General features: G+C 42.1%; 12 protein-coding genes and 1 pseudogene. 4 read left to right on the plus strand and 9 right to left on the minus strand.

Going from position 1 to position 21,455, the window contains the following annotated elements:
• Window positions 1-25: 25 nt before the first annotated feature.
• The 3 genes from CXK86_RS29145 to CXK86_RS29155 all read right to left on the minus strand — a co-directional run bounded on the left by CXK86_RS29145 (window position 26) and on the right by CXK86_RS29155 (window position 2,934).
• On the minus strand, window positions 26-469 hold the full coding sequence (locus tag CXK86_RS29145; protein ID WP_036617413.1) for an Hsp20/alpha crystallin family protein: 444 nt from the start codon (window positions 467-469) through the stop codon (window positions 26-28).
• Between the two features lie 191 nt (window positions 470-660).
• On the minus strand, window positions 661-1,863 hold the full coding sequence (locus CXK86_RS29150) for an MFS transporter (RefSeq protein ID WP_101315001.1): 1,203 nt from the start codon (window positions 1,861-1,863) through the stop codon (window positions 661-663).
• 111 nt (window positions 1,864-1,974) lie between these two features.
• On the minus strand, window positions 1,975-2,934 hold the full coding sequence (locus tag CXK86_RS29155; RefSeq protein ID WP_101315002.1) for a helix-turn-helix transcriptional regulator: 960 nt from the start codon (window positions 2,932-2,934) through the stop codon (window positions 1,975-1,977).
• Window positions 2,935-3,254: 320 nt separating this feature from the next.
• Between CXK86_RS29155 and CXK86_RS29160 the strand changes: the two genes are divergently transcribed.
• Complete coding sequence (locus CXK86_RS29160; protein WP_101315003.1) at window positions 3,255-4,841, plus strand: choice-of-anchor I domain-containing protein; 1,587 nt, start codon at window positions 3,255-3,257, stop codon at window positions 4,839-4,841.
• A gap of 486 nt (window positions 4,842-5,327) precedes the next feature.
• Here CXK86_RS29160 and CXK86_RS29170 read toward each other — a convergent pair whose 3' ends face one another.
• The 4 genes and pseudogenes from CXK86_RS29170 to CXK86_RS29185 form a co-directional block, all read right to left on the minus strand.
• Complete coding sequence (locus CXK86_RS29170) at window positions 5,328-7,571, minus strand: carboxylesterase/lipase family protein (RefSeq protein WP_101315005.1); 2,244 nt, start codon at window positions 7,569-7,571, stop codon at window positions 5,328-5,330.
• A 652-nt stretch (window positions 7,572-8,223) separates the two neighbouring features.
• Entirely contained in the window at window positions 8,224-10,980 is a 2,757-nt protein-coding gene (locus CXK86_RS29175; protein WP_144029844.1) for an amidohydrolase family protein, read from the minus strand.
• Between the two features lies 1 nt (window position 10,981).
• Window positions 10,982-13,810 (minus strand): P-loop NTPase family protein, encoded by a 2,829-nt coding sequence (locus tag CXK86_RS29180; protein WP_101315007.1) that lies wholly within the window; start codon window positions 13,808-13,810, stop codon window positions 10,982-10,984.
• A gap of 193 nt (window positions 13,811-14,003) precedes the next feature.
• Window positions 14,004-15,184: pseudogene (locus tag CXK86_RS29185) on the minus strand (amidohydrolase).
• Here CXK86_RS29185 and CXK86_RS33145 point away from each other — a divergent pair.
• Window positions 15,183-15,518: a hypothetical protein gene (locus tag CXK86_RS33145; protein WP_306821960.1), complete on the plus strand. Its 336-nt coding sequence runs from the start codon at window positions 15,183-15,185 to the stop codon at window positions 15,516-15,518. The pseudogene CXK86_RS29185 and the gene CXK86_RS33145 overlap by 2 nt on opposite strands.
• 106 nt (window positions 15,519-15,624) lie before the next feature.
• Here CXK86_RS33145 and CXK86_RS29190 read toward each other — a convergent pair whose 3' ends face one another.
• The gene (locus tag CXK86_RS29190; protein WP_101315008.1) at window positions 15,625-17,538 is read right to left on the minus strand and encodes an AraC family transcriptional regulator; all 1,914 of its coding nucleotides are present in this window, start codon (window positions 17,536-17,538) and stop codon (window positions 15,625-15,627) included.
• A gap of 228 nt (window positions 17,539-17,766) precedes the next feature.
• Between CXK86_RS29190 and CXK86_RS29195 the strand changes: the two genes are divergently transcribed.
• Together CXK86_RS29195 and CXK86_RS29200 are read left to right on the plus strand one after the other, a co-directional pair.
• Window positions 17,767-19,419 carry an alkaline phosphatase gene (locus CXK86_RS29195; protein ID WP_257468249.1) on the plus strand — a complete coding sequence of 551 codons (1,653 nt, stop codon included), beginning with the start codon at window positions 17,767-17,769 and terminating at the stop codon, window positions 19,417-19,419.
• Between the two features lie 164 nt (window positions 19,420-19,583).
• Window positions 19,584-19,949: a VOC family protein gene (locus CXK86_RS29200; protein WP_101315009.1), complete on the plus strand. Its 366-nt coding sequence runs from the start codon at window positions 19,584-19,586 to the stop codon at window positions 19,947-19,949.
• 119 nt (window positions 19,950-20,068) lie between these two features.
• Here the strand turns inward: CXK86_RS29200 and CXK86_RS29205 are convergent, their stop codons facing one another.
• A complete protein-coding gene (locus tag CXK86_RS29205; protein ID WP_101315010.1) occupies window positions 20,069-21,292 on the minus strand; it encodes a GNAT family N-acetyltransferase in 1,224 nt (407 codons plus the stop codon).
• Window positions 21,293-21,455: the final 163 nt, after the last annotated feature.

Genomic DNA, 21,455 nt, shown 5'->3' on the forward strand with positions numbered 1-21,455 from the left:
TTCAGCTACACATTTTGCATCTGGTTTAGTCAATCTGAATGCGTCTGCGAGATTGATCATCACCAGGACGTTTTGGAATCTCGAGCTTCAGCACACCTTCTTCCAATTTGGCCTTAATGTGCTCCTCATCAATATGATCAACATAGAATCGCCGGATAAACTCGCCGGAACGGCGCTCCTGCCGTATGATTCGATTGGAGTCATCCTTCTGCTCCACTATATCATTGCGTTTGGCACGAATAATCAATTCATTACCTTGGACCTGAATGTCTATGTCCTCTTTGGCGATGCCCGGAAGCTCGGCTTCTACCGAATATTTGTCTTCTTCCTCACGAATGTCGGTCCGGAATGGCTGGGAGCCAGTTCCAAAAGGGGAGAGGAATGAGTTCTCAACCATGTCATTGAAGGATTTCAACATGTGTCCGAACGGGTCTTCATTTCGTTTACGAAACGGAATCAGATCAAACATGAAAATCAGCTCCTTTTGTGTGGTTGGTTTATTGGTGTTGCTTACATTGATTATTATAATACCCGTGCAAATAAGGCTCAAAGTCTGTAAAAGACCAAAAAAACCGATTTTCTTTCATCATGGTTCAATATTTTAAAATAGATCCTATTTTCTTTTATTTTGACCTTATTTGATCTTCTGACTTTGTCTGACTATAACGAATGAATGGGGTCCGCTACAGTATTGGATTGATTCTTCCTCATTCCTAGCATCATGATTGCCAGCAAGACAACCAGAACAGCTACGAGCATAAATGGAACATGTTTGTCCACCTGATAAAGTGTCGTTGTAAGTAAAGGCGTAATGACGGCGGATATCCCCTGAATCGCTGCTACCAATCCCGCTGCACCTCCCTGCTGTTCTTTGCTAACTGCCAGCGAAGCACCTGCCATGAACCCCGGCATCATCAGACCCGAACCCATGCCAAACAGGAAAAACGAGAAATAATACATGGATAACACATTAAAGACCAAAAACAGGATCATACTTGCGATCAGGAAAAGGGACCCGAGCAAAATCATTGGGCGTGGCTGCCATTTCAACCATTTCATCTGAATGACCTGCATGATCAACATCGCTGCTCCAGAGAACATGAGTCCAAACGAAACCATTCGGGCCGTCGCCGCTGAGGATAGAGCCAGTTGATCCTGAAAATAAAATCCCCCGACAACCTGTAGTGTCATGATACCCATCATCGTGACCAAGCCGGCAGCAAGGTACATTCGTAAACCGCGTTGGAACGGGTTGACTTTAGGCGGTTTTGCCTGAATGACCGGTTTGGCTGACGGGATTAACAGTAAGGCAATAATAAACGCAGCTATCGCTATAAAAATGCCAAAATAAAGCGGCCAGAGCATACCGATAAGGGTAAAAGCTCCTGCAATCGCAGGTCCAAATACAAGGCCCAGTCCATTCGCAGCACTGATAATCGCCATTCCACTTCCCCGCTCTTCACCTTCTGTCACATCACCCATATAGGCTTGGGCAGAAGACAGCACCGCCGGAATGAACATGCCGATCAGACTGCGCGTCACAATCAGAAGGGTTAACAGGAGCCCCCCTCCGATCCATGCATTTAATCCCCCGTACAATGCCAGTGCAAATAATGCACAGCTCACAGACATACCTATGAATCCAATCAATATGATGGGTTTTCTTCCTCTTATATCACTCCATCTGCCCCATACCGGAGCCATGACAGCCATCATAATGGACCCAAGCGAGATAATAAGACCGGAATGGCTTTCTTTCATGCCCAACTCGCGAATAAGTGGTGGCATAATGGGTGCAATTAGCATCAGACCCAACATGGCTGCAAATACGCTAAAAAAAATACTTCCTCTGATTCTATTCATGTTTGTACACTCCTCTATATTTCAGTACAGTACCCACTGTACCTGGAGTATACAAGGCTGAATGAATCCCCACTGCCTCTATACGGAACAATTCACGGCAAGACGGATTTATTAATAAATCTTTTTCATCTCGGAAGGCTTCACGCCGAATTTGCGATAAAATTGCTGCGAAAAGGCACTGACATTGCTGTAACCGACCGCAATCGCGGCCTCGGTGACGTTGTTATCCTGATTGCGCAACAACTTCATGGCGTTGTCGAGACGAACCTGACGCAAATATTCGAACACCGTGCTTCCGAAAAGTGCCTTGAATCCTTTTTTTAATTTAAAATCGTTAAGACCTACTTGTCTGGACAATGTTAACAAAGATGGAGGATCTACCATACAGGCCTCCATAATCTCCCGTGCCTTATGTAACTTCCGGATGTCCTCTCTGGAGAGTCCCGCGGGGATTGGCGCCAGATCAAACAGTTGGATCATAAATCGATTCAAGATCTCCAAGGCTGTCGCTTCCATCATTAAGGATGATCGATAACTGTTGTTTAATTCCACAATCAAACTGTCGATCATCGTTCGTATCCGATTATCCAATTGAAATACAATTGGCTTAAACACTTTTCGTCCCAACACCTGATTAAACGCAATCGACTTGAAACCGCCCAGTTGCGCCGCAGCATAATTGAACAGAGCAACTGGAATCCCCAGCGAAAAAGACGTATACAGCTCCCTTGCCGGAGGATGGAACCACGCTTCGAAATCATGCATAAAAATAAGGGCCCCTTGCCCTATCGATAATGAATAATCCTGACCGGATATATCCACATTCCGCTCTCCTGACAAGGCAAATTGCAATTCCACAATGGGCGTTTCGGATGCAAAATACGTTGGATAAGGCTGATGATACTCAACCTGGGAATATAAAATCTCAATGCCACTGTAAGTTGTCACTCTTTTGACCTTACCGCTACCCGCCTTGGGAGAGAGCAGATACGTGTGTTCATCTTGCTGACTGTAAGGTTCCTGGGTCAGGTAATGCTGATATACTACGCCTAATGCATCATCCGTGCGCATGGTATTCACCTCGCCTATATCTTGATCAGACTTGTCAGTAAAGAAAGCCCGAATTAATTGATAATGATTCTCAATTATAATTCTAGCGTATTTTCTCCCGTTCGACCAGTCCTATATATATGAAGGCTCACGTCTGCTTTTTTCTTCATGTGGCAACATCATTTTATACACTAACTTACATATCCAATTTGGAAAAATATCTCTTATCTAACCTTTTACACAAATCACAGACTTCTCTTACCTCTCCTTAACATAAGCTCCCTATACTATAACAATTGTACAACTCATTACATACGAAACGATAAAGGGGATCTGGAACATTGAAAAAGAGAAATCAATGGCTTGCCGTTCTGTCGATGACTGCCATTCTTACCGCAGGAGCAACCAGCTACACATCAATGATTCATGCCGCTGACGCAACTAAACCCGCCAACGATCATGTCATACTGCGCACAGCCATCCAAAATATGCAGGGTACGGTCACATGGAACGGAAGCAGTCGCAGTGTTGATATCCAGATCGCAGATACTAAAGTACAACTTCCTGTAGGGACGTCTTCAGCCACCATCAACGGTGTGAAAACTCCTTTGGACGGTAAAAGTTACATCACCAAAGGTACAACGTATGTATCTCCACAAACGCTAAAATTAATTACGGATCAACTGATCCTGAAACAAAATAAATCCGGTTTTGAACAGACCGCATCGTTTCAGATGCCTGGTGGCAAAGCAGAAATATCAGCCTCTACGCCAGATGGACAGCGCCTGCTCGTAACCGAAGCGGACAATGGTAGCATTGCCATACTGGATATTGCTGACTTGAAAAACATTAACGTATTAAAGACAGTCAGCTTCCATGACCTCTCCGCCAAAGCTGAAGTCACCAGTGTAACGGTATCCAAAGATGGCAAATACGGTCTTGCTGTTATTCGTACAGGGGATACAGACAGCGAAGCAAACAAAGGGTTACTTGCCATTGTGGATCTGACAACCTACAAAACCGTCAAAACGTATGAACTCGGTATTGGTCCTGACTCGATTGCACTGTCACCTGACGGTCTGCATGCGGTGATCGCCATAGAGGATGAAGAGCTGAATACAGCTGCGGATGAAATTGACTATGCCAATACCAAACGTTCGGGTAGCATTATGGTAGTATCTTTTGCTGGCGGGAACGTATTGGAGGGTGAGATCACCAACTTGCCGGTCTCTCTGGACAATGTAGAAGGCGCCATCTATCCGCATGATCCACAACCAGAGTATGTTGCCATTAGTCCAGATAACAAAACAGCAGCTATCACGCTACAGGAAAACAATGTCGTTGCCATCGTAAATCTGGAGACAAAAAAAATCAGCTCGATCTTCGCGCTTGGTACTACTTCACATCAAGCAGATCTGAAGGATGACGGTATCGTTCAGTTTAAAGAGACGTTGACCGCTCGTTATGAACCGGATGGGATTGCTTTCTCGGCAGATGGTAAATACCTGCTGACAGCTAACGAAGGGGATTTGGGCAAGAATGAATTTGAGGATGGTGTAAAAGCAGGCGGACGTAATATCGCTGTCTGGGATCTGCAAGGCCAGCGGATGTACGATAGCCAGAACCTCATTGACGAGGCAACAGCTATGGTCGGCTTGTATCCCGATGATCGCAGTCCCAACAAGGGAAGTGAAGTGGAGAATCTGACCGTTGCTACTGTAGACGGCACAACATATGCCGCGGTCGCTTCCGAACGGGCAGATGCCATTTTGTTCTTTGATCTTGCTGATCCGGTCAATCCGGACTACCTGGGTCTGATTCCTACAGCTGGAGAATCACCAGAGGGAATTCATCGTGTTAACGGACGCAGCCTGTTTGTGAGTGCAGATGAAAGCACAGGAACACTTAGTTTTTTTGCCAAGAAATAGATCAAATGTCCTTAGTATGTAAAGGCTGAAATGAGCGGTTTCACGTTATATTGAGTTGGTGGGGGCGTAGAGCCCCTGACCTCTCATACTATTGTACGCACTATTCCACGTACCCACATATAATGCTGCAAAGGTTATCGACGCTTCATATTTTCCAATTCCCTCCTGTTCCGCTCTACTTCCTCTTGTAACACTTGTACTTCCATCCTTAATGCGGATACTTCCTCTTTGACGCCAGACCTCTTCATCACAAGATAGAAAACCAGATATAATACAAGACCAATCATAATAAAGAAAATTAATAGCGTTATAATCCCAGCAATACCTATAGAGCTAATCATAACTTTACGTTTCCCCTTTCCGACATTCTATTAATTTATATTTACAACAATACCATAATTAAGCATAACGAACAGTATAAAAAGCCAAGAGAGCATGCTCCCTTGGCTTCAATTTATCTATATATACCTTCCTATCCGGTGATCCTTATTCCCAGAAGAAACGACCTGCGAACACTTTTTCCGTCAACAGTTTATACGTTTCTTCAGGCAATTCTTTTTTCATCTTTGCCATAACGGCGTCTTTGCCTTGATTATATTGTGTGGACATGCCAATCTCTGCCGTTGTATTGCTAGCATCCAGACGCATGATTGGGGCTTGAGCATCTTTCGTCCAAGATGTCCATGCCGCTAGATCAGGTGATCCACCCGTGCCTGGATTGCCTGTGTACAGGAACTGCTTCAGATATGCTGCCATCGCGGCAGACAACTGATCACGTCCTGGTTTGTTTGTATCGCTAAAGTACCCATCAGGGAAATAGGCAGCAATTCCGTCTGCGTGTCCTGTATAGAAGTCCATATCCGCACCATGTGGTGCGCCCAGTAACGTGAGCAAACGCTCAGAGATGACCCCAGGTTGTGTGCCCCATGCAAAACGATACGCATATACCGGTGGCTGACCTGCTTCACTGGTCAATTGCTCCGCTACACGCTCTGCATTAAAGCCTGCATAAGCTTCGCTACCGTATTTCAACGCAGCAGCATATTGTTCCGCCTTGGTTTTATCAGTAAACAGAGTCTCATCCGTGATGGATGGAGAGAAGTTTGGATCACCGAAGGCAAAACCAGAGAACTCCGTTTCCAGGCTGCCGAGCAATACAGGGACTTTCGTGTAATTGCCATTATTGATGGCGTCAAATCCTTCTTTTGGAATCACTGTGCCATCACGGAACAGATGCGGGAATGGGTCCATACGGATTGCGGTTGCACCAAACGCTGTGACCAGCTTGTCCGCAGGCAGTTCACGCAGATAGCTCTCCAGCTGTGCCTGAGATTGCTTGCCAATCCATGCTTTTGCTTCTTCTGCATTAGCCGCTTTCCCCTCTTGCACGAGTAGCTTCACAAGTACATCCTCGGATTTTTGCTCGCCTTCTTCCGGTGATGCTGTCGTCAATCCTCCGCTGAAAGCAACTGCTTTTTGATACAATCCTTTGCTAAGTGGCGAGATCAGAGTTGCCAGCACATCACGTGCACCAGCAGATTGTCCGGCTAATGTAACATTGCCTGTATCTCCGCCAAACCCTTCGATATTATCCTGTACCCACTCCAATGCACGGAATGCGTCAAGCAGACCATAGTTACCTGAGTCATCCAGGGCATTGCCTGTTTTCAGCGCTGCATTCTCGAAAAATCCAAGGGCTCCCAAACGGTAATTCACTGAAATGATAATGCTGTTGGTGCTCCGTGCAAGCTGTTCACCTTGAAAATCTTTACCTGATCCGGTCATATTCCCGCCGCCGTGCAGGAACACCATAACCGGAAGTTTCGAACTGGTTGTGTCGGGACGCCAGATATTGAGATACAGCGAATCCTCGCTGCCTACAGTATTTTTACCAGAGATCTGCAAGCTGTTCGCTGCAAATTCCTTAGCCGATCTCGTTCCTGTCCATGATTCCGGTTCTTGCGGGGCTTTCCAGCGCAGTTCCCCTACCGGAGGTGCCGCGTATGGAACACCGAGCCAGCCGAGTGTGCCATATTGCTCATAGGTTTTGCCATCAATCGCGCCATACTTGGTCTGTTGCACCGTTTGAGGTTGGAACGCTCCAGCTTCTTTATGTTTCAACCAGTTCTGCTCCAAAGTTCCACTGCCATTCTTGAGCTGTATCTGCAATGCCTGTGCGGTTGCCTCTGCCATCAGGCGGTTGGTAAGTTGACTCGCGCCCTTCCCTTGAAGCGCCTTGATTCCTTTACCAGCTGCATAGGTGGAAGCCGATCCCTGCTCATAATCCGTACCTGCTTCATATCCAAGCACCTTCAGCAGCATTTCGGCATAACCTTCCGCTGTAAGGGGTGCATTAGGTTCAAACTTCTCCGTTCCTGTTACGATCTCAGACACATATGGATGCTGCTTCAAGTAACCAACGACCGGTTGCAATACTTTGCCTGCCTGAGCCGCATCGTCGTACGTTTCCGATCCCTGATAAGCGAGTGCTTCTTTCTCCAATCCTGACAAACGCAAGTAAAGTACTGCGGCCTGAATGCGTGTAGCCTTTTTGTTCAGATAAGCTGCATTAACACCTTGACCGCTACCGCGAATAAGCTCGGATTGGATCAGCTTGTCCATCGCTGCTGAAGAAGAAGGTCCTGTATTGCCTGCTGCATAAGCTGGTAGAGCGGATACACATAACCCCAGAATTGTTGCTACAGCAATCGAACGTTTAATGGTTTTCATGTCATAAATCTCCTCGCTGTCGAATAGTGTGTGATGGGATAAGTTCATTGGAATGTCCATTTGAGATGCGTATCTAAGATCAGTATTCCAATGTCTGGATGAGTCTATATCTCTATTTAGGAAAAATTAAATCTGCTGCGCTCCTTTCTGCTCGAAATATCTGCTACGGCGCTTGCGGTCATGCCATCAGGCATTTTTTTATATAAAAAAACCTGAACCGAAGGCAAACAGACATCGCTTTAGCGTGGTCTACTGCCCTCAATTCAGGTTTTGCCTGCAATCAGTAACAACCCTGAGGAATGAGGTTCATTCCATATGAAAATGTAAACGCAATCAATCGTTTGATGAACAAACAACCAACGAATGAACTGACACAGGTATTGCCCTAAACACGGTTACAATCCTGTTGTTATGGTGATGTTAGCACATAATGTAAGCGTTCGCAATATCTTTTTTTAATCATCAGAGAGATTTATATATTTCAACAATGCCTCGACCATTTAAAAACTGTCTTACTTAAATATCCATCATAATCTGTAGAAATCAGAGACATTATCTAATACCTAAAACACAAACGGCGATGATTTACCCAGTTACAAAAAATATATGGATATTTGGAATACATCTCAAAATATCCATATATATTTAACTGTTATTCACAATAATTAGGGTCATTTAAAGAATCAATTAAGCAATTTAATTGGCGAATATAATCAAAATTACTAATATTATCGCGTATAAAAGATGTATCCATTCCAGATTTTCGTATATCTTCAATCCAATTCAATGCTGTGTTTTTTCCTAATCCTTTATCCAGCATCCCATAGTACAAGTAAGCAATTTCGTTACTCACATTTGTATTAAACACTATTGGGTCATCTGAGTTAATATTTATCATAATGTTAGACAAATTACTATCATTTACTAAGTTAACATCAAAAAATTGATTTTCACTATACGACTCCATCTTGCCTATAGCATAATTAGATGTAGGATTCACTTCTATAACCACTCCAGTTGTCGCCACCTTTTTTCTGACATACCTTTGCATATCTACAGTCATTTCTGCCTCGATCTCAGAAGTACTTATAAATATTGGTTCCATTAATTTTTCTAGGTATTTCTCATCATGGTATACTCTAATCAACCGATTTAGGCTCCACTTAGGGTCAGAATCGCTCCATTCGTTTCTCTTTATCCACTCGTCAATAGAAATATCTTGAGGCTTAGATAGCGTTTCTCCTATATGATTAAATCGTAATCTGTACACCTCATATAGCAACTCAACTGAAAGAGAAGAGTCGTATTCTTCACAAAAAATATTCTTAGCTATACTATATATTTTGTGTTGCAAATAAGCATATGTTCTATAGTTTATATCAGAAACTTTAGTATAAACTCCCCACGTCCATAATAAGTTATCCAGATATTCCCCTCTTGGCATAACAATAACTTCGTTTTCTTCAACCCATTTTTCTACCGAAACTCCAAGGGCTATACCATGTCCGATACGATCACCTGAATGAAATTTACAAAAATCTATGACTTCATCTACCCTTCTTAAACCAGAGTGTAGGTGGCGGAAATCTTCACCAGCATGAAAAGTAAAAAACAGACTTTGTTGTTTAGCAATAAAACCATCTCTGTCTACTATCACCATAGATTCATTATCACTATTTCTTGCTTGTTCAAATACGGGAGCAAAAACATGAATTGGTGTATTATTCTCCAAACTTGCAGCATCTAAACCAATTATAAAGTTTGATAAGTATGGTACTTTATTCCTCAAATTAAGAATCATTTTAACTTTATCGATATAACTTTTTTGGGTTTTTCCATAATGAATAAATTTTATTTTTTGGGTATTTTTTTCAAATTCTCGCCAATCCTTATGGATATCGTCTTTTATTTTTATAAGGTGATACACAATACCTATTCTCGGGAAAATCACTTCCGTATCCTCATTGATATTATAATCCTCGATTAAAATCTGTTTATATGCGCAAATAAGTTTTTTTATGTTATATTTGTTTTCCCCCTCTGTACCTAAGATAGAAAGCCTCAGTTCAACCTTACGGAGATATTGATTTTGAAACAGATTTCTTAACATAACAAGATAATAATCATTACTATCTTTATTAAATCCTGATGTTGCTCTGTCAAAATAAGCTCTAAAGTAGTCTAAACCTTTAATCGTATTAGTTTGATGAACTTGCTGATAAAATTCATTCTTGATACGAAGATATCGGAAAAACAAATAACAAAACTCATTGAAACTTGACTGAGTTCTCTTATTTGAATGCTCTATTGTTGCCTTGAATTTCATAGCATGAAACAAAAATAAATTCTCGCCAAATGTCTTTATATGCTTATCTTCTTCAAATATTGAGAAAATATAATCTGTATGATCATCATAGCTATCTATATTGAACTCTCTTTTCAACTTTTCTATGCATTCTTTAAGTACATCTACTGGCATGAAAGAGGACTCGGATGAAAGGATCGAGAAAAAAACTTCCAAATCCCCTCTAAAATTCGATCTAATCCATTCGAATATTGATTCATCATGAGTCGAAGTTTTTAAATATTGCGCAATAATAATTCTTAATATTTGAGCTGTTAAAATATATTCTTTACATGATGTAGAAGTGTTAGTATTAGAGGGTTCAAATTCATTCAAATATTTACCAATATGATTATTAGTAAAATTCCCGTTAAAATTCATACAAGATTGCCAAAGTAATGAGAAATTAAATGCTGCACTCGCATGTACATGATTCTCAGCCACCCCGTTACGTAGAACATCATGTAAAGGAGCATCAGCTAGGTTTACGTGTTGATATAAGTTACTAAGTTGTATTGATTTGTGCAAATTATTATTTACATAATATGACGCAACAAATAAATCCAATGGTAATAGTCTTCCAAGTGCACTAAACATATGAACCTTGTCCGACTCTGTAAAACTATTCCAGAAATCATCAAATTCGCCTTTAATATCATATTCATGTTTCCAATATTTAAAAACAACTTGACCATCTCTATGAGTTAATAATGCTCTGGAAAATTGCTCTACAATATAAAAAAAATACTCGTATATTTTCTGTTCCACTTCATGTAAAGTTAAATTTTCATTTTTAAAATATCTCTTATAAAAAAAAGGATAAAATTTTTCTAGAATTAAATCAATTTCATCTAAACTATTTACTTCACAATTGGAAATAATATTTTGTTGGCACTTTTCTTTAAATTTCTTGATCGATTTAAAGTTTCTTTGCTTAGCTTTTTTATTGTTTGTTTGATCATGAACAGCTATAGCAATATCAACCAGATCATTATTGTTATAAAAGGATAAATCTTTAAAAGGAAAAAAGGCAACATTAAGTATCATATTAATTTTTTTCAGCATGTCAATATGAACCTTGACTTTCCATCTCTTCATCATCTTCGAGATCAAATCCAATAACATTTAAATCTTCTTCAGTCAAATTTTTGGCACGCTCAAACGCAATATCTAACTTGTCATTTATCTCATTTTTCACCTTTTGAAAATCATAATCGATAGAATCTTCTGAATTAATTTCCTGCAAATATTTAAATGATTTTATTAATATCCAAATTTCTTTCTCCAAGTGATCTAGATTAAGATACGATTGTTCACGAAAAACCTTAATTAAATCCATCGCCTCTTTCCTTCCATACCAAACATGATAATTTCTGCTCAAATCCAACACGGTATTGAAAGTATCTATATAATTAGGTAATGAAGTATTTTCGATTTGAACGAAAAGTAACCATTGAACGTTTTTCTTGACTTTTTTATAAGTTGTGTTTTCTCCATCTGCTCCATTCATAAATTTTTCAAGTTCAAGTTCGATTATATCTGAATCTATCCACTTGATTTTACTGTCATTGGATTCAAATATCTTCCTCTCTAAAGTATCTTCGAAATCGAGCATAAGGTTTTGAATTTTATTTTTCTGGTTCAGGTTAAGTCTTTTGAAATCTAAATTCCTCTTTCTAGCATTCATGAAAAAATAAAATAACTGATACTCTTTCTTTAAATTTTTATCTCTATTCCCCTTTTGCCAAGCGATCTCATCAATATGAATACTAGAATTACTATTTGATTGAGATAAATGATTATAGACCATTAGCATATTTATAAATAAGTCAATTATAACTAAATATTGGTTTTCAGCTATTTCATATCGCGCATTCAAACTTGCCCTTTTGGGAAGAATCGGCTTATAAATAGTCTTATAATAATCGTGCTCTGCTGTTTTAGAACTAATTTTCTGAATAAAATCAAAAAAGTCTTTAATTTTCTCAGCTTCTTCTGATTTTCTTGAACTATATTGTCTATAAAAAAGTTCTTGAAATAACGTGCTCTTGTTATTTTTATTAACTAATTTATTCAATGTTTCAAGCAAAAATTTCTCGTCACTATATAAAATCTTATATTTAGATTCGTTTATGGCTAATAAAAATTTTTCATTGTCTGAGATCAGATCAATAAACAATAAATTATTTCTAAAATCATTATTATTGATAATAGTTCTGCATACTTCTCTTAGCTTGTTTGAGGACGAACTATCTTTGTCAATTTTTAAAAACAAGTTAAAACATACATTTAGGACACGATTATAGTCGTTTTCATCAATTCTTACCTCTGGTAATAATTTTTGAATTAAGTCACCTATAATCATTAATTGAAGGTATAACGAGAACTCTTCTTTGCTCTCAAGGCTAGTGGATAAGCTGCCACTCTGGTTTAGTTTGCTTTGAAATTTTTTAGTTATTGATTCTAATATGGAATAATTGAGGTAACTGCTAGTTGCATCATTTCCCCACTGTAAGAAATCCTCTAAAATTTCTTTTTGTTTAGCAACAAGAGTTTTAGAGGATATTATTATAGTATCAATTAATGATTTAACATGATTAAACTCATCTTGCTTATTCCTCTCGTTTCCTTCTTCTTTAGTGGATATAGTATCAAGATGTCGGCTTTTGATTAATTCATAAATTCGGTAATACACATTTACTATTCCTCTAGGAGTTTGATCAAAAATACTATAACTCTTCCTGATAGGTTTGGATGCAATATTATTATCAGTTGTATAGTTAAATATATTTCCGGAGCCTAGTAATTCATTTAATTGAGAGCTTAGAGTCATAGTGCCAAAAGCAAACTCCGGAATTGTATTTTCATTCCAACGTATTAACTGATGACGTCTCATGGGTGGAATAATTTTCTTTAAGTACTCATCCGCAAGATCAAGTTTTCGACTATGGAGAGTTAGGCCGGGCTTAACTTCAAATTCAACAGTCAAATTACTCTCCTTTAATTGCTCATCTTGAATAAGAGCTAACATAATAGACTCTTTTAAAATATCGTAATCTCCAGATAATATTGTAATAACGTTAGGATGATTGGCATACAGTAAGAGCGCTTCAATTAACTCTCTGCTTCTTTTCATCTTTAGATCAATATCATCAATAAAAAGAAATATGAGCGGCTCATCATTACTCTTATCTTTTTGGATTAATCGGCGTTGATTTTCAATTAATGTAGAAATTAATTGATGCAATCTATATTTAAACTCAACATCGGGTGTGAGAAGATGAGAGGATTTTTTTATATGCGTTGCTAAATCATCATAATGATGAATTAAAATTTTCCTGTATTCACTTGAAGTATACATATGATATTCTATCACTTCATTTAAACTGTTCTGCAAAGGATTGTTTGTTCTATAGCAACCTTTGTTGAAATATTCATTATCATTTTCAAATCCCGATTTCACCTTGTTTTTTATAATATGTAATTGTTTTTCCACTTCTTTTTTTAATAGGCCAACAATTGATCCTAAAATTGTTGTATTATCTCCAAAATGATCAGGCTCGATGATTGGTAAGATTATATTCCTACTTACCTTGTATATAATACATTCATCCTCATTGTCCCTAAGTCGATTTTTGATGGTATACAAAACAGAAGTTTTACCCGTGCCTCTCGTTCCAAAAATTCCCATGGTATGATTCATTTCTTTTTTATTCAGATACATTTTCTCCATATTTCCGCTATCAACTGCTACATCTTTTGCTTCGCTTCTAATCTGCTCTATTTGATTTAATATCAAATCAAATGTAGGTAAAATTTTATATACTTGTACACCAAGATCTCTAGCTCCAATAAAAATTCGAGATTCTTGATTATCCTCAATGCTCAAAGTCATAATATGTCTCCCTTAATCTTAAGTATTTACTATATATTGCAATTACAATAATAAGACAAATGAACCACAAAATAAAATACATTTTTCACTTGTCTTATTATTTCAAACTAAACAACTGTTCCAAGGTGGTTATTTCAACTAAAGAGAGTCACATAATCTCAGGCTATTTTGGATTACATATTGTCTTTGTGTTCTACTGCGTGCGTGCCAACTTTACCAGCAGTTCTACCGCTGGAGCCAATACCGCTTCATCAATATCAAATTCAGGGTGATGATGCGGAGCAGGCAACTCGGTGCCAACAATCATATACGTAGCTTTGCCAGCCTGCTCCTGTACTCGCCTCGCCGAATCATATACGCTGCTGAGAGTAGCACTATCCGATACGGCTTATGCTTGGGTAAACCCAGTGATGCCTTCCGCCTGCTGAACCGCAAGTTCTGCAAGTTCCATATCACACCGAATCGGCTATAGCGGTCAGTTCGTGCATGGCTGCGCATGCTCAATGATGTTCCGCACGCGACGCCCAACTCTCAATTCGTTTCTTCACTGGTCGAACGGGGCTCAATAACCATACGTGCATGCTCGGCAATAATATTGGCCGCTGTCCCACCTTCTAGAATACCTACGTTGATCCGGGTATCTGCTGAACTGAACCAGGGAAGTGCATGAATATTTAGCATGGCGGTCGCTGCACCCAGTAGCGCGTTCCGTCCTTCCTCCGGTGAAGAGCGCTTCCAGCTTGGTTGTTGACAGGAACTCGGCAGACGCACCTCTGATATGACCGGATGGCACACCGCTACCCAAGTTTATGCAGAACAGGCGATCCACCTGTTCCAGCATTCCTTTTTCGACCATGGCATATGCTCTACACACACCTTCTTCGGCAGGCTGGAACAATAGCCTGATCTTGTCGACAAATTTCCGGTTACTCAACCGTTCTGCAAGCGCCAGTCCAATCGTTGTATGTCCATCGTATGCACCAGCGTGCAAAATACCTTCATGACTGGAACGAAATTTTCCCGCTTCTGGCGCGTGTTGTTCCAACTTGCTCTCACGGATTGGCAGTGCATCCATATCGAAGCGGAACGCAGTCGTTTGTCCCTCCTGCTCCCCTTGAAGTTCAGCGACAACGGCGGTGAACCCACCTCGCATCTGCTCCACGATTATCGGATCTGCACCTTCCTGGAGGGCGCGTCGATATGCAGCTTCCAACACTTCCGGCTTGGGCAGCCCCCGCCGTGATGTGTCGTCAATCGCATGTTTTCCATAAGTTGACGCTATACCCCAGTTGCGTCAGCATCTGTACCACTTTGGTCCGTGAATCCCAGTTCAGGATGTGCATGCAGGTCCTGAACTGGGATAGTATCCATCATGTATCATTCTCCTCTCTCCAACCTCTATCTATTTCATCTTGCATACAGTTCTACACTACTCATTCAACGTTATAAGTTACTAAGCCTGCTTCTGCTGATCTCCTACAATGTTGCATTTATTAGATACCCGGAAAATAACCTGAGTGTATGCCGGATGGAATCCAAGCAACATCGTCATTGGAATAAATACCAGTGCAAGAATCGACCAGATCGCTCAATGGAAGGCATCTACACTACGATTCCGATACGTTACATTCAAGCCCCTTCTTCTCTGACTCCACAATTCAAAATAAATCCATATCGCTCCGAATGTTCCGTCGGTTATAAGCTTTAATTATACAGAACCGCCGACATAACAAAACAGGCCATAGACGCATCCACCTATGAACCTGCTCTGATATGACGTGATTTGCGTCAAATTTGTAGAATGAAACGTTTTTTTATTCCTGTAGCTTGCTCACTTGCTCAATCAGGCTATCCAGCCCCTTGTCGACCAGATAAGGTCCATAATTCCAATAGTTGCGAGACACATTAATGATCCGATGATTTTTGATCGCAGGAATACTCTGGTACACCGGCTCCTTGAACAGTTCAGTCATCTGCTCCATCTCTTCATCTTCCATCTGGGTGAAGAAGTAGTCTGCAGGTTTATCCGCCAGCTTCTCCAATGAAAGCACGGTTCCACCATCTGCATAGGCTTTGTACTGTTCAGGCATATCAAATCCGAAATCCTGGTATATCAGCTTGCCCAATGTGCCACCTTCTCCCCCAAGTAATACCTCCTTGTTGTAGATGACAAAGGACATGGCCGTGGTGCCCGGTTCAATATTGATGTTCAGTTCATCCCGAATCCCCTTCAATTTATCTTCAAAGGTAGCAATCCATCGCTCTGCTTCCTCTTTCCGATCCATAATCTCACCCATCGTTCTCAGGGTGTTGATCACATCCGGGTCACCGCCCCAGGCTACCGTAATCGTGGGCGCAATTTTCTCATAGGTGCCGATCACTTCCGTGCTTGTATAATCAGGTACGATGATCAGATCTGGCTCCAGATCCGAGACGACTTCTACGTTCCCCGTTCCTGATCCGATATCCGGCACATTAGCCATCTCTTCCGGGTACAGATCCAGTGTTTCCTTGTTGGCACCCGCCGGCTTCATTCCGAGTGGCAGCAAATAACCACCATATGTGATCACAACCGGTTTGGCAGATTGAGCTGGAATCTCAACCGTTCTCCCCGATGCGTCGGTATACATTTTGGTTGCAGGCAGTGAAGCATCTTCAATTGCTGTTGACTGTGGATCAGCTCCTCCCCCGCAAGCTGCTAACAGCAGGGATAAACTAAATAATAAACTGACCGCCAAAGTAGGCTTAAAACGAACATTCAAGTCATTCACGCTCCAAGTGTTGTATTGATAATGATTATCGTTATTATCAATATAGCGTTGTGTGAGCTCTCCAGCAATGAACGATTCCGACTTCTTATTGGTACGATTTGAACCTTTAAGCAGATGACTGTGCATTTTATATTGAGCAGGAGTTTCTCCCATCATTCGTTTGAAGATTCGGCTAAAGTAGTACAAATCTTTATATCCAACGCTCTCAGCCACATCACGAATCTGAGCCTCTGTCTCTGTTAGCAATACTTTGGCTTGGTTCATCCGGGTTTGGATGACGTATTCCATCGGACTGCAACCGAATTTTCGCTTGAATACCCGTGCCAGATAATGACTGCTGTAATGAAATTGGGCCGCCATATCCTCCATGGACACGGGATGTGCGTAGTGCTCCTGAATGTATGCTGCAATCTGCTCGGCTAATTCTGGAGGATCAGCTACCTGATCACTCGCCTGCTTCCATTGACGAAACTGTTCGTATACAAACTGATACAACAGTCCTGTAACCTGCAACCTGTCCAATTCTTCGCTGCTTGCCCAGCATTCATGCATTCTCTCCATTATGGGAATTAGCAACAGCGGATATGTTGCTGCAAAATAATACTGCTGCGGGGAAAATTCATACTCTTGTTGTACGTTTTCTACTCTCGACGGGTCGGTACCAGTGGAGCTTGGCTGGGGTTTATATAAAATAAGATAATATTCCAAGGGGAGATCCAGACAATGGATATGTATAGTTGTGCCTTTGCCAACATGCAGAACCTGCGTCTGGTTGGACCTGAGCTTTTCTTTACCCAAATGAACAATGGCTTCTCCTCTGACCATCAGCAAAAAAGCATGGGCTGGCAAAACATACGGCTTAATTGCCTGTCCCGGCTTCAAGACCAGATGACGAATGTCCATGAGCTTCACCTGATTTTTATTCCACCACTGAATGGCTTCTGACCATTCTTTCATTACAAACCACCTCAAAGCCGATCATTAGACGAGGGGCATTCCCTAGCCCGATTTTCTCCTTAACATACAAGAGTGGTCCTCATTTTGTCCAGTTCACCTGAATTCTAGTACCTTTACTAATCGTAAATTTTACATATAGTTAACCCATTTCATACGTTAGTTTAGCAATTGTTGTATACACTTGGTTTGGGATACCAAACTATACATATATTCTAGGAGGATGCATTCATGTTAAACCGGTTTAATGTCCGTGCAGCCAAAATGATGCTCGCGGTGACAACAATTGTTACGGCTACACTCGGAGGAAGCAGTGCAGCGTGGGCTGTGGAAGACACCACCTCAACGACATCTGCATCACCGATTAAAAATGTGATTATTCTGATTCCTGACGGTATGGCTAATGATGCTACCGCTCTGGCTCGTTGGTATAAGGGCTCGTCCCTGACACTGGACTCTATGGCAAGCGGCATGGTTCGCACACACTCCGCCGATGCGCCGATTGCGGACTCGGCCCCTGCCGGAACTGCTTTTGCAACAGGTTATAAATCTCATACCGGATTTGTTGGTGTACTTCCGGACAAAGCTACCATGCCTGGGCAAAAGGCGATTGCGCCTGGAGACGAAAGAAAACCTGTTGCTTCCGTGCTGGAGGCTTCCAAACTGGCTGGTAAAGCAACCGGAATTATAGCCACATCCGAGATTATGCACGCCACACCAGCGGACTTCTCCTCACACTATCCGGACCGTAAAAACTATGATGCACTCAGCAAACAACAAGTTTACAATGGCATGGATGTTGTGTTGGGTGGAGGTAGCAAATACCTTGAGCCAGCCGGACGTAAAGACGGCGAGAATCTGATTTCGTCCATCAAGGCACTGGGTTACGATTACGTCACTACACCAGCTGCAATGAAAGCTTCCGATTCGAACAAGCTATGGGGTATGTTCGCACCAGCGGGCATGGCTTATAATATGGACCGTGATCCTGCGAAGCAGCCAAGCCTTGCCGAGATGACATCCAAAGCCATTGAAGTTCTGTCCAAAGACGAAGACGGCTTCTTCCTGATGGTTGAAGGCAGCAAAGTGGACTGGGCAGCTCATGCCAATGATCCGATTGGTATTATCAGTGACGTGCTGGCTTTTGATGATGCCGTAAAGGTAGCCATGGATTTTGCCAAAGCGGATGGAGAGACTGCCGTTGTGGCTGTAACTGACCATCAGAACGGTGGACTCACGATTGGTAATGCATCTACAACTGGCACATATGATAAAGAGCCATTGTCCACATTTATCGGACCTTTGAAAAAGGCCAAGCTGACAGGCGAGGGCGTTGAAGCGAAGTTGAATGCGAAGCGTACAAACATCAAAGCAGTGATGAAACAATATTATGGCATTACCGATCTGACTTCCGAGGAGATTGCCACCATTAAAGCGGCCGAGCCAGGCAGTCTTAACTATGCAATCGGTCCAATGATCAGCAAACGTGCAGGGATTGGCTGGACAACCGGTGGTCATACAGGTGGAGATGTCGTGCTGTACACGTATGCTCCGAACAATGACCGTCCATTCGGTGTGATTGACAACACGGATGTCGCCAAATATATGGCTCGTGTAATGGATCTGGATCTCGACAGCGTGAGCAAACAATTGTTTGTACCTGCCAAACAGGCATTTACAGCCAAAGGCGCGACGTACAAACTGGACCTGACGGACGCCAAAAATCCGAAGATCCTCGTAACAAAAGGTAACACCAAACTGGAACTGCAAATCTACAAAAATATCGCACTGGTGAACGGCAAAAAGACAACTTTGGAGGGTGTCATTGTTTATAACGGTGTAGAGGCATTTGTACCACAAACGGCCGTTGATCTGATTCAATAATTCGTTAGAACTACTGGAACTACAGGAGATTACACCATCTGGCTGCCGAATATTTCGGCAGCTATTTTACTGTTTATTGTTAAGGAGTAGGTTCCTGCTAGCGCCTATCGTATAATGAACGTAACAAACATACATATCATGCAAAAAAAAGGAGAGATTCACCCATGTTGATCAAATTAAACTGGATCACGCTGAGGGTCAGTAATTTGGAAGCTTCACTCGGGTTCTACCACGACATGCTCGGACTTCCAATTCAGCGCAGATTCGAAAGCCGTGGACGGCAGATTGCCATGCTGGGCATGGAGAATGAAGCCAAGCTGGAACTGATTGAGGGCAGTGAATCCACGCTTAAACCAGAGGCCGGCGTGTCAATCGGCTATGAGGTGAACTCGCTGGATGAAGCCATAGAACGACTGGCAGAGCTGAATATCCCCATTGCGCGCGGACCTATCCAGCCCAATCCGCATCTGCGGTTTATTTACATTACAGATCCAGATGGCTTCGAGGTGCAACTCGTAGAGCATGTCTAATTAGGCGACTGCGCACAAATGTGCTTATCATGATAACCATTTGTGTGTGCAAGTGTGCAGTCAAATCAGATGCAAGCTCACACCTACATCGGGCAGCGCAAAAACGTTATTATGTTTGTTTACAGCTTCATACGGCGCATCAGCGGCACACCTATGCGATTCAGCAACCGATCAAGCAGCAGCCAGCACCAGCGTCTGCCCCATGGAAGGTGCCGCTCATACACAGCCGAATACTCAAAATCCGCCACAGCACCGCGATTGCGCTTGAACTGCGCAGCCCCGGCGCTCTCATGTAACAGATGGCCGTTCTCGCGAGCCTGTCCGATCAGGCAAGCCGATAACATACGGTATAGTCCGACGGACTGGGGCACCGCTGTATCGTAACCGAACAGTGGCGTTGTCATGATTCCATTTCGGTAGAAATAACCCATGACCGCATCCAAGCGCCCCTCCTTTCGCAGTCCATACAGCCTGAGTGTTCCTGATGCCATCGCAGCAGCAATGTACCGTTCCGTGAACTGAGGATTGTGATAGGAGTATTTTTCAAGGTATAACAGCTTGTACAGCTCCACGATTCGCGGAATATCTGCATCCGTCATATCTGCTACGGATACGAATTCGTATCCATGCTTGGCCAATAACTCGAAATCCCGCTTCAGCAACCAGCGCGACTTGGAGTTTCCAAAATTCGGATCATGCGCATGGTACAGGTAGATTTGTCGGCTCGGAATCAGTCGACACCCCACTTCCGTTAGCCTCGCCGTCAGATCGGGATGAAGTCCAGGGCACAAGGAGCGAAATACAATGACATGCTCAAGGTATCGCTCTTGTACCGCTGCAAGCAAACATTCTGCTTGTTCACCGGATATGGCTGGATACAGATTGGTGGACAACAACCAGTTGTTCACATGCACAACTTTATTGATCTGCGATTGCTTCATTCCCCAACCTATTAGACTGAGCAGCACAGAAAGACCTTTTTCCAACACGGGCTTCTGCAACATGGTCAATTCCTGCTTGGCGTAACTCACATAATGCGTATATGGCGAACAAACGTAAGCATTGTCGTACTCTGTATCATTCACCGTCAGCGGAATAACGAGATCATCAATCCGGGCGAGCAACAATGTCGTTTCCACGTTGGACATAAAGCTTTGGGTCCCGTCCAGCATCATAGGTTCCAGATAAGCTCTGGCATATCTGCCATCCTCCGTATCGGGCCAGTCCATGCCTTCGAACGATTGCTGATCATACAGCTGCACGCGTGCAGTTCGATTATCATTCCTAACTTCATATGTACGGTCATCGTAGGCCGAGCTGTCTTTCATTCCTTTATTCTTCAACCTTTTACTCCCCCATGAGGTAACATCTTCTTTTAACTACCATTTACATTGTTAGTTCTACTCTCTTCATACTCTACACAACACTGTATAGAAAAAAAATGTCGCCATCAAGTTGTACTCTAGACGAAAAAAAGCCCGTCCAGTACGCTAAATACGCACCGAC

This window comes from Paenibacillus sp. BGI2013 (assembly GCF_002843485.1).
GTDB lineage: Bacteria > Bacillota > Bacilli > Paenibacillales > Paenibacillaceae > Paenibacillus > Paenibacillus amylolyticus.

What these genes read in the sequence shown, in the direction of transcription:
- CXK86_RS29145 (WP_036617413.1), bottom strand. Translation starts at nt 469, where the DNA reads ATGTTTGATCTGATTCCGTTTCGTAAACGAAATGAAGACCCGTTCGGA.
- CXK86_RS29150 (WP_101315001.1), bottom strand. Translation starts at nt 1,863, where the DNA reads ATGAATAGAATCAGAGGAAGTATTTTTTTTAGCGTATTTGCAGCCATG.
- CXK86_RS29155 (WP_101315002.1), bottom strand. Translation starts at nt 2,934, where the DNA reads ATGCGCACGGATGATGCATTAGGCGTAGTATATCAGCATTACCTGACC.
- CXK86_RS29170 (WP_101315005.1), bottom strand. Translation starts at nt 7,571, where the DNA reads ATGAAAACCATTAAACGTTCGATTGCTGTAGCAACAATTCTGGGGTTA.
- CXK86_RS29175 (WP_144029844.1), bottom strand. Translation starts at nt 10,980, where the DNA reads ATGCTGAAAAAAATTAATATGATACTTAATGTTGCCTTTTTTCCTTTT.
- CXK86_RS29180 (WP_101315007.1), bottom strand. Translation starts at nt 13,810, where the DNA reads ATGACTTTGAGCATTGAGGATAATCAAGAATCTCGAATTTTTATTGGA.
- CXK86_RS33145 (WP_306821960.1), top strand. Translation starts at nt 15,183, where the DNA reads ATGTATCATTCTCCTCTCTCCAACCTCTATCTATTTCATCTTGCATAC.
- CXK86_RS29190 (WP_101315008.1), bottom strand. Translation starts at nt 17,538, where the DNA reads ATGAAAGAATGGTCAGAAGCCATTCAGTGGTGGAATAAAAATCAGGTG.
- CXK86_RS29195 (WP_257468249.1), top strand. Translation starts at nt 17,767, where the DNA reads ATGTTAAACCGGTTTAATGTCCGTGCAGCCAAAATGATGCTCGCGGTG.
- CXK86_RS29200 (WP_101315009.1), top strand. Translation starts at nt 19,584, where the DNA reads ATGTTGATCAAATTAAACTGGATCACGCTGAGGGTCAGTAATTTGGAA.